This is a genomic window from Martelella sp. (assembly GCF_984369615.1).
This window is the reverse complement of the sequence record NZ_CFHTCS010000218.1, coordinates 1-7588: the sequence shown is the minus strand read 5'-3', so window position 1 is coordinate 7588 and position 7588 is coordinate 1. Positions and strand designations below refer to the sequence as shown.

The following is a 7588-nucleotide window of genomic DNA, read 5'->3' as shown; positions in this document are numbered from 1 at the left end:
CCCACCAATCTCCCCCCTTGAGGGGGAGATGTCGCGAAAGCGACAGAGGGGGGTATGAGGCAGAGCCGCTTGCTCCGAACGGGCGGAGAGAATTCACCCCCCTCTGCCCCTGTCGGGGCATCTCCCCCTCAAGGGGGGAGATTGGTGGGGCAGGGGTGACGGCAGAATATGCGACATGGCCTGCAATCATATCTTGAGCCCCATCTTCCGTTCGGACAGCAGCGACAGCGGCATGCCGGTTGCATTCTCGGCGACGGAGACCCGTCCGCCGGAGGCGGCGATGATATCGCGTTCGGGATCGATGCCCGGCATGATCTCGGTGGCGACAAGGCCGTTGTCGCCGATGCGCATGACGCAGCGTTCGGTGACATAGAGCACGTCCTGGCCGTTCTCCCGGGCGCGTTCGCCCGAGAAGGTGACGTGTTCCACGGCCTCGACCATCTTTGAAAACTTGCCCGGCTTTTCGACGAACAGGCCCTTGCTCGTCAGGTTGAGGCCGGCCGCCGCCTCGAAAAGGCCGGCGAAGACGATCTTGCGGGCATTGGCCGTGATGTCGACGAAGCCGCCGCAGCCGGCCGTCAGATAAGGCTTCTTGCCGAGCTTGGAGACATTGACATTGCCCTTGCGGTCCACCTCGAGGAAGGACAGGAAGGTAACGTCGAAGCCGCCGCCCTGAAAGTAAGTGAACTGGTTGGGCGAGGGCATGAAGGCGTCGGCGTTCGACGCGCAGCCGAAGGCGAAGCCGGTCAGCGGCATGCCGCCGACAGCGCCCTGCTCGATTGCCCATGTGACATCGCCCGCATGGCCTTCCTCCAGCAGGATGCGCGGCACCAGCGCGCAGATTCCAAAGCCGAGATTGGCGGCCTGGCCGGATGCAAGCTCCATCGCGGCGCGGCGCGCGATCACTTTTTCGACGCCGTATTCGGCAAGCTCGAAATCGGCCAGCGGATGAATGATCTCGCCGGAAATCGCCGGATCGTAAAGCGTTTCGGTGGTCTGATACTGGCCGGGATCGACCACGATGCAATCCACCAGATGCCCGGGAACGCGCACATCATGCGGGCGCAGCGAACCGGCGGCCGTCACCCGCTTGACCTGGGCGATGACGAGACCGCGATTGTTGCGCGCGGCGATCGCCTGGTCGAGACCGCCGAGATAGGCGCCCTCGTGCTCATAGGTAAGATTCCCGTGCTCATCGGCCGTCGTTGCCCTGAGGATCGTCACGTCCGGGGCGAAATTGTCGAAATGCAGCCAGGTGTCGCCGGCAAAATCGACGCGCTTGACGATCGGGGCCGCCTCAGCCTTCTCGTTCATGGCGCAGCCCTGGCGTTCAGGGTCAACAAATGTGTCGATGCCGACCTGGGTGAGCACGCCCGGGCGCTTTGCCGCCACATCGCGGTGCATGTCGAACAGGATGCCGGAGGGCACGTTATAGGCCGCGACCCGGTTTTCGACGATCATCTTCCAGATTTCGGGCATCGGCAGCGATGAGGCGCCGCTCGGATAGGAGCCGGCGATCACCCGGTCCAGGAGACCGTCGCGCGCGATATGGTCTATGCCCTTGATGCCGTACATGTCGCCGGCGGCAATCGGGTGCAGCGTGGTGAGCCGCCGGGGACGGCCGGTTGCCTCGAAACGCGCGCCGAGCGCTTCCAGCACCTTGTCCGGGCAACCGAGACCGGAGGAAGACGAGACCGAAACCACGGCATTATCTGCGATCCGGCTGACGGCGGCTTCCGCGCTGACGACCTTGCTCTTCATCACTCAATATCCTTTGTAGTCCACATCGACGGCCCGACCCTCGCGCGCCGATCGGGCAACGGCCAGCGCAACCGCGAGCGATTTCAGCCCGTCGACGCCGTCGGCGGCGGGCCGGCCGCGACCGGCGATGGCCTGGCTGAAGGCCTTCAGGCCGTAACTGTAGAGGTCATGGCGATCGTAGTTGAGCTGGAGCGCGCCGTCCCTGTCGGTCATCGTGACCGTGCCGGTCGGTCGCTGGGTCATGACGCCCTGGGCAAAAAGCGAACCCTCCGTGCCGTGAATCTCGATGCCGGAACCGGCATAGGGGTGGGTGAAGCTTTCATGGCTCTGCACCATGATGCCCGAAGGCATGGTCCAGACCGACATGACGCTGTCTTCCACGCCCCGGCCGAGGCCGGAGGAGACTGCCTGGGCGACAACGGTCTTCGGGTCTTCGCCGAGGTGAAAGCGCACCGTATCCGCGTCATGGACGGTGATGTCTGCGATGACGCCGCCGCCCGCCGCCGCGTTGTCGATGCGCCAGCCGCGCAGATGCTCCGGCAGGCTGACGGCATGGAACACCCGCATCGACAGGACGCGGCCGAGGCGGCCCCGTGCAATCATCTGGCGAATGGCAAGGTGAGCGCCGGAGCAGCGCAGATGATGATTGGTGGCAAACACGAGGCCAGCGCTTTTCGCTGCCTCGACCATCATCGCTGCGTCATCGACACTGAGCGCCAGCGGCTTTTCGCACAGCACATGCTTGCCGGCGGCAAAGGCGGCCATCGCTTGCGATACGTGCTTCTCGTTGGTGGTGGAGATGTAGACCGCGGAGATCCCGGGGTGTTCCAGAAGCGCCTCGAGATCGGAAAAGGCATGCGGGATGCCGTTGCGGGTCGCAAAATCCTGACCGCGCGCGGCGTTTGAGGACAAGACCGCCTCGACCGTGTGGCCCGACTGCGCCCGGATTGCGCCGATCATGTGCTCTGACGCGATCGTGCTGGCGCCGATGAGACCCCATTTCATACCATCTCCTCCCGATTTGGTACGTTCCAAATTCTGATCTGATGTTTAGGGGATGATCCGCCGTTCGTCAATCGGCCGGTTGATAATTTCCGGTCTTGGCGGAAAAAGTCCGCTTTTGCCGCGGTGTCATGTTGTCGGCAGGGAAGGCTTCGGCTACCACGTAAAAGTGTCGGCTGCCGGGGGGCTAGGCAGGCCAAAGGGTCTTGGATCCTGAAAAGACTTGTAAACAATGTTGAAAAGGCAGGGCGGATAAGTCTGCTATGATGGCAAGGCCCGAAGCGGGAGATCCGAGGCTATGGAGACGGGAAGCGAGTTGACGTGCTGAATATAGTTGTTCCGATGGCCGGCCGGGGAAGCCGGTTTGCCGATGCCGGCTACACGGATCCCAAGCCGTTGATCCCGGTGCACGGCAAGCCGATGATCCAGGTCGTGGTCGAAAACCTCACCCCCTCCGTGGCCCATCGCTTCATCTTCATCTGCCAGAATGGCCATATCCGGGACTACGGACTTGAGGAAAAACTCAAGGGGTTGGCCGAACATGTCGAGATTATCGGCATCGATCGCGTCACCGAGGGACAGGCCTCCACCGTGCTTCTGGCCGAGGAACTGATCGACACCGACGAGCCGGTGATGACGGTCAATTCCGATCAGTATATCGATGCCGACATCGACGCCTATCTCGGATTCATGGAGGATGGCCGCTATGACGGCCTGATCATGACCATGAAGGCCGACGATCCGAAATGGTCCTTCGTGCGCGAGGACGAGGGACGCGTTGTCGAAACCGCCGAAAAGAGGGTGATCTCCGACAATGCCGCCGTCGGCATCTTCAATTTTAGAAAAGGCCGCGATCTGGTGCGCGCGTCGAAAAAAATGATAGAGGACAATGTGCGGATCAACGGAGAGTTTTATATCTGTCCGGTCTACAATTACCTGATTCGCGACGGCCTGAAGATCGGGCACTATTCCATCGGGAAGGAGTATGACGGCATGTACGGGCTGGGCATACCGGGAGATCTCGATTTCTTTCTGAAACATCCTGTTTCCGAAAGGGTGAAATAGTGGAGATTCTGTCCCATCGCGGCCTGTGGGAGACGGCCGCGGAAAAGAACACCGAGACGGCCTTTCGCCGTTCCTTCGACCGCGGCTTCGGCACGGAGACCGATCTGAGGGATCACAACGGCGAGATCGTCATCGCCCATGACATGGCGCAGGGCGGCGAAATGCCGTTTTCAGCGTTTCTCGAGATCATGGACGGGCGCAACCTGACCCTGGCGCTGAACATCAAGGCCGACGGGCTGGGCGCGGAGATCAAGGCCATCCTCGAGGATTACGGCCACAGCAACTACTTCGTTTTCGACATGTCGCTGCCGGATCTTGTGCGCCAGATCGAAGACGGGTTGACGGTCTTTACCGGCCTTTCCGACCTGCAGCCGCATCCGCCGCTTCTGGAAGCCAGCCATGGCGTCTGGCTCGATTGCTTCCGTTCCGACTGGTTCGGTCCCGGCCTGATCGACGCGCTGATTGCGCAGAAGAAGCGCGTCTGCGTCGTATCCGCCGACCTGCACCGGCGCGACGTCGGCATTCAGTGGCCGATCTTAAAATCGGCCCAATCTCTCAATAGCGAAGCGCTTCTTTTGTGCACCGACATGCCGGAAAAGGCGAAGGACGCGTTCGAGGAGGCACGATAATGGCGATAAAGGCAGTCATTTTCGATATGGACGGGGTGCTGATCGAGGCCAAGGAATGGCATTATGATGCGCTCAACCGGGCGCTCGGCCTGTTCGGCTACACGATCGAGCGCCACGAGCACGCCACCGTCTATGACGGGCTGCCGACCAAGGTGAAGCTGCAGCGCCTGTCCATCGACAAGAACCTGCCGACCTATCTGCACGGCTTCATCAACGAGATGAAGCAGCGTTACACGCTCGAAATCATCGTCGAGCGCTGCCGTCCGCGCTTCGATCACGAATACGCGCTTTCGCGGCTCAAGCTGGAGGGCTACCGGCTCGCCGTCGCCTCCAATTCGATGCGCGATACCGTTGAGCAGATGATGCAGAAGGCGAGCCTGACGCCCTATCTCGACTTCATGCTTTCCAACCAGGACGTGAAGCGGTCTAAGCCCGATCCGGAAATCTATCTGAAGGCGATAGAAATGCTGAAGCTCCATCCGAAGGAATGCCTCATCGTCGAGGACAACCCCAACGGGCTGAAGGCGGCGGAAGCCTCCGGCGCCCATGTGATGGCGGTCAAGGACGTTGACGAGGTCAACTACAAGGGCCTCAAGCAGCGTATCGCCGAGATCGAGGCGGCCGGCAAATCCGTGGGGTCCGCAGCATGAAGATCGTGGTTCTGATGGGTGGCGAAAACCTCGACATCAAGGGCGAGCGCTATCCGCTCTACATGACCGAGTTCAACGAGGAACTCATACTCGAACGCCAGATCGCGGCCTTGCAGACGCTTGAGCCGAGCGCGATCATCTTTTGCGTCAGAAGTTCCGATATTCACGAGTTCAATGTCGATGATGTGATCGCGCAGAGCGCGGAGAACGGCGCATGCGTCGAGGTGTCCGGCCCCACCGCCGGCTCGGTGTGCACGGCGCTCTTGGCCGCCGAGCAGATCGACAAGGACGAGGAGATCATTCTCGTCGCCGTGGACGAACTGATCGATGCGGACCTTACGGCGATCGTCAAGGCATTCCGCGACAGGAAGGCGGATGCCGGCGTCGTCTCCTTCCGTTCGGTGCACCCGCGCTATTCCTTCGCGCTTCTGGACGATGACGGCTTCGTCTGCGAGGTTGCCGAAAAGCGGCCGATCAGCAAGCATGCGCTTGCGAGCTTCTATTATTTCCGCAGGGGCAGCGATTTCGTGCTCTGCGCCCAGAGCGTGGTGCGCAAGGACCGGAAGATCAAGGATGCCTTTTTCATCAGCCAGACCATCAACGAGATGGTGCTGCGCCACAAAAAGGTTGTGATCGAGTTCATCGATAACGACCAGTTCCATCCGGTGAAGACGGAAATGCAGCTCGCCCAGTACATTTCGCAGCTGCATGAGCACAGGGAGGCGTTTCTGCATTGAGGACGGCGAAGCTGGAAGACATGGTCAAGGGCTGGTTCATCGGCGATTTCGAGCCGAGCCTGTGCCGGACCGAAGATGTCGAGGTTGCCGTCAAGCGCTATCGGCGCGGCGACAGCGAGGCGTTGCACCACCACAAGGTTGCCACGGAATATACGGTCATCATCGCCGGCCGCGTCGCCATGAACGGCGTTGAATACGGAGCCGGCGACATTGTCGTAATGGAGCCCGGCGAGGCAACCGACTTCGCCTGCCTTGAGGACGGAACCGTCAACGTGGTTGTGAAGCTTCCCGGCGCCAGCGATGACAAATATCCAGGCGGCGCTCCTTGAGCAGCCGAGCATGCGGGGCGCGCGGGCGGGAGCGGACGCAGTGAAGAACCTGCTCGACATGTCCCATTTGGGAGGGGCATATTGCATGTGAAGGAGGCAAGTGTCGCAGACGGGGAACGGATTTGGGGGCGCGCGCGTTTGGTAGGCACACAGGTCATTCGGTGATGGACACAAAAGAGATCACATTTCTGTTTCAGGGCGTCGTCGACAAGCCGCTTGTCCGCGACAGCTTTGCTGCTGTCAGGCGCTATTTTCCGGGATCAAAGGTCATTTTGTCGACGTGGAAGAAAGCCGATGTCGATGGGCTTGATTTTGATGACCTGGTGCTCGCGGACGATCCCGGCTTCTTCTATTATTCCGACCAGCCGGGCGAGAAGGCCAACAATGTCAACCGTCAGATCGTCGGCAACCGCGCCGGCCTGGAGCGGGTCGAGACGCCCTACTGCTTCCGCATACGCACGGACTTCCGGCTGACCGGCAATGACTTCCTGCAGTTCTTCGACGCCTTTCCCAGGCGGGACGAGGCCTATGCGCTTTTTGCGCACAAGCTTCTCGCCTGCAGCTATTTCTCGCGCAATCCGCGCTCACGGCTGCGTTTTCCCTTTCACCCGTCCGACCTTGCCTTCTTCGGTCTGACCGAAGACATCAGAAAGCTCTACGACGTACCGCTGATGACGGAGGAGGAGGCGCTCTGGGATACGGGCAGCAAGCGCTACAACCGTTACACGCCCGAGCAGCATATCTTCGTCAATGCGCTGCGCAATGCCGGGCGCGAAGTGTGCTGCGCGCACTACAATGACGGCAATGAGAGGGCCGTGGAGGCGACGGAGAAATACTTCGCCTCCAATTTCGTGTTCCTGTCCTTCGACCAGTTCAACCTCGAGCCGTCAAAGCCGACCTTTTTCATGAAGGTCCACCCCAATTCGTTCAGGACCTGCTACACGCATAATGAGTGGATCGGGCTCTACAAGAAGCATGTCGACCCGACGGCGGTCGTGCCCGAACATGACAGCGAGCGCGAAAAGATCGATCGCTACTATCGCCCCTACAAGGTCTGTCGTCTCATCGGCAACATGATTTCCCTGCCCTTCAAGAGCAAGGTCAAGCGCCGCGCGATCCGCACCGGCGTGCTGGAATTCTTCCTGATGCCGCGGTGACCGCGATGATCTTCACACACTGACAAAAGGCGCCCCCGAGGAGCGCCTTTTTCCTGTGTGAACAGACAGCTACCAGAGCTTTATCCAAGCGGTATCGCCGGATTGAGTGCGGTCACGACATTGGAGGGGCGGACGCTGCCGACGGTCCTGCCGTCGCCGTCAACCACGCTCAGGGTCGCGCCCTTGCCGAGCGCATCCATCATATCGGCCAGCTTGGTATTGATGTTGATGGGATGCGCGCCGTCCGGGGCTTGATCG

At 60.7% G+C, this 7588-nt stretch carries 8 protein-coding genes; 6 read left to right on the top strand and 2 right to left on the bottom strand.

Annotation, left to right across the window (positions count from 1 at the left end):
* Positions 1-186 precede the first annotated feature (186 nt).
* Positions 187-1761, bottom strand: coding sequence for an acyl CoA:acetate/3-ketoacid CoA transferase (locus AC5DC2_RS16015; RefSeq protein WP_491699194.1), 1575 nt, complete (start codon positions 1759-1761; stop codon positions 187-189).
* 3 nt (positions 1762-1764) lie between these two features.
* Positions 1765-2766 carry a Gfo/Idh/MocA family protein gene (locus AC5DC2_RS16010; RefSeq protein ID WP_491699193.1) on the bottom strand — a complete coding sequence of 334 codons (1002 nt, stop codon included), beginning with the start codon at positions 2764-2766 and terminating at the stop codon, positions 1765-1767.
* 318 nt (positions 2767-3084) lie between these two features.
* Here AC5DC2_RS16010 and AC5DC2_RS16005 point away from each other — a divergent pair, with 318 nt between their 5' ends.
* The 6 genes from AC5DC2_RS16005 to AC5DC2_RS15980 all read left to right on the top strand — a co-directional run bounded on the left by AC5DC2_RS16005 (position 3085) and on the right by AC5DC2_RS15980 (position 7330).
* On the top strand, positions 3085-3828 hold the full coding sequence (locus AC5DC2_RS16005; RefSeq protein ID WP_024709724.1) for a glycosyltransferase family 2 protein: 744 nt from the start codon (positions 3085-3087) through the stop codon (positions 3826-3828).
* The gene (locus AC5DC2_RS16000) at positions 3828-4457 is read left to right on the top strand and encodes a PI-PLC domain-containing protein (protein ID WP_024709723.1); all 630 of its coding nucleotides are present in this window, start codon (positions 3828-3830) and stop codon (positions 4455-4457) included. The genes AC5DC2_RS16005 and AC5DC2_RS16000 overlap by 1 nt, the downstream gene beginning before the upstream one ends.
* A complete protein-coding gene (locus AC5DC2_RS15995) occupies positions 4457-5107 on the top strand; it encodes an HAD family hydrolase (protein ID WP_036238155.1) in 651 nt (216 codons plus the stop codon). Before AC5DC2_RS16000 ends, AC5DC2_RS15995 begins: the two co-directional genes overlap by 1 nt.
* A complete protein-coding gene (locus AC5DC2_RS15990; RefSeq protein ID WP_491699192.1) occupies positions 5104-5844 on the top strand; it encodes a glycosyltransferase family protein in 741 nt (246 codons plus the stop codon). Before AC5DC2_RS15995 ends, AC5DC2_RS15990 begins: the two co-directional genes overlap by 4 nt.
* Entirely contained in the window at positions 5841-6173 is a 333-nt protein-coding gene (locus tag AC5DC2_RS15985; RefSeq protein WP_024709720.1) for a cupin domain-containing protein, read from the top strand. The genes AC5DC2_RS15990 and AC5DC2_RS15985 overlap by 4 nt, the downstream gene beginning before the upstream one ends.
* A 164-nt stretch (positions 6174-6337) precedes the next feature.
* The gene (locus AC5DC2_RS15980) at positions 6338-7330 is read left to right on the top strand and encodes a WavE lipopolysaccharide synthesis family protein (protein WP_491699191.1); all 993 of its coding nucleotides are present in this window, start codon (positions 6338-6340) and stop codon (positions 7328-7330) included.
* Positions 7331-7588 lie beyond the last annotated feature (258 nt).